Below are 1,864 nucleotides of genomic sequence, written 5' to 3' on the forward strand. Positions count from 1 at the left end.
GTGCGGAACCGTGTGTGCACCGCCCGGCGCTGCTGGGGGGTGATGGTGGTTGTCCGGCGACCGAGGTGCAGCGGATCGCCGCTGTCGGTGTCGATCACGGTGAGCAGGCCGGCGTCGCAGGCGAGCGCGGTCTGCGACAGTTCGATTGCGAGATAGCGCAGATAGAGCGCATAGCCGACCGTAGCGAAGCCGACGACGATCAGGAACTGCACCTGGTAGGGCGTGAGGCGGAAGGGCTTTTTTGTCATGGCCGGCAATATGGTCGGGATGGCGCGGCCAGGCAACAGGGCAGCTGAGGTTTCTGCCCGTCCGTCGCGATGCTTTGCTGCACGATCAGGTTCGATCTTGCGTACTTCGGCTCTGCTCCGCGAGCCGCCGCTCGTATTTCTCAGCCAGTGCGAGCAACCGCTTCCTGATGTAAGGGTCCGCCCGGTCCGCCAGTTCGCGGACCAACGCGAGTTGCTCCCGCAGAAACCTTGCGTCCGTCATCTCCGCTCCGAATCAAGTCCGGTGCGGAGTGTGCCGGCTCATGCTGGTCTCGATCGTATCATTTGGTCGTTGCGGCGCGGGACTATTTGAATCCCAGCCGGCGCTCGATCCAGCCCAGGGCGAACAGCACGAACAACGTTACCCCGATGGCTGCTCCGACCAGCAGCCAGGCCCCCAATGCGCAGGCGATGCCGAGGCCGGCCGCAACCCAGACGGTCGCGGCCGTGGTGAGGCCATGAACCGTCTTCGACTTGGCGTCGTGCAGGCTGACGCCAGCACCGATGAAGCCGACGCCGCTCAGCACGCCTGTTACGACGCCCTGAATGACCCTCGAGATCGCATCCGGGTGGTCGCGCATGTTCTGGAACTCGATCACGGAGATCGACACCAGCGCCGAGCCGAGAGAGACCAAAGCGAGGGTCCTCATTCCCACCGGCTTGTCGTTCATGTCGCGGTCGACGCCGATCAGCAGGCCCGTTGCGGCCGCGACCAGGAGCCTCAGCACATCATCCAGTTCGTTCATCTAGACTCGCGTTAATCTGGAGGGGCGACGCTTCGCGCGCGTCGGAAATGGATTCGCGAACTTGCTGCCTGGCGCGGCGGACGTCCAAGCGTCCGTTGGTCGCATGCTGGCCCCGCCCGGTCAGGACCGAGGCGTCATTGCCGCCTGAAGAACGACGACAGCGTCGATCCCGTCGACGCCGCCTCCGGTTTCGCGGTCGTCGCCGGTGCAGGCTGCGAGGCGGGAGCGGGCTCCTCACGCTTGGTGCGTTTCGAGGAGGTGTTGCGGCGGCGCTGCGGCTTCTCGGGCTTCGCGCTCGGCGCGGGCGCAGTGTCGGCTTGCGGGCCGGAATCCTGGCTCGTTTCCGAACCCTTCTCCGGGACTCTGTCCTGAGTTTTCTCTTGCGTCTTGTCCTGCGTCTTTTCTTGCCCCTTGTCCGGACCGCTACGCAGCGAGAGGCGCTGGCCGTCGAACACGGTGGTCTCGCAGGGGCGGCCGCTCTCGGCGAGGCCCGCGCAGAATTTTGCCGCGGCGGCGGCGTTGACCAGGGGGCCGGCCCCGAGGCGAAGCTGCATGCCAAGGCCCGTGGTGCCTTCCTTGATCATGATGATCGGGCGCAGCGCTGCGATCTCCGGGTTGGACTTGGCGAGGCCGCGCCAGAGCGCACGCAGGCCGTCCACGGAGTTGGCGCCGCCGAGATCGATCGCAAAGCGCGTCTGCTGAACCGCAATCGTCGGGGAATCGCTCTCGGCTGCGTCCGCCGGCTTTGCCGCCGCAACGATTTCGGCAGCGGCGGGCGGCTCGGCCTTCTTCTCGGCTGACTCAGGCTGAACCAGCTTCGATGCGGCCGGATCGGGCGGCGCCATCAGAGAT

General features: G+C 66.2%; 1 protein-coding gene and 2 pseudogenes. All 3 read right to left on the reverse strand.

What is annotated here, in order from left to right; genetic code table 11:
- A pseudogene (locus JHD07_RS38895) lies at nucleotides 1–248 on the reverse strand (hypothetical protein); the annotation flags it as partial.
- A 323-nt stretch (nucleotides 249–571) separates the two neighbouring features.
- A complete protein-coding gene (locus JHD07_RS38900; RefSeq protein ID WP_291631868.1) occupies nucleotides 572–1,012 on the reverse strand; it encodes an MgtC/SapB family protein in 441 nt (146 codons plus the stop codon).
- A 134-nt stretch (nucleotides 1,013–1,146) separates the two neighbouring features.
- Nucleotides 1,147–1,864: pseudogene (locus JHD07_RS38905) on the reverse strand (hypothetical protein); the annotation flags it as partial.

The organism is Bradyrhizobium sp. (genome assembly GCF_016462955.1).
In the GTDB taxonomy this organism is placed as follows: Bacteria; Pseudomonadota; Alphaproteobacteria; order Rhizobiales; family Xanthobacteraceae; genus Bradyrhizobium.

What these genes read in the sequence shown, in the direction of transcription:
- JHD07_RS38900 (WP_291631868.1), bottom strand. Translation starts at nt 1,012, where the DNA reads ATGAACGAACTGGATGATGTGCTGAGGCTCCTGGTCGCGGCCGCAACG.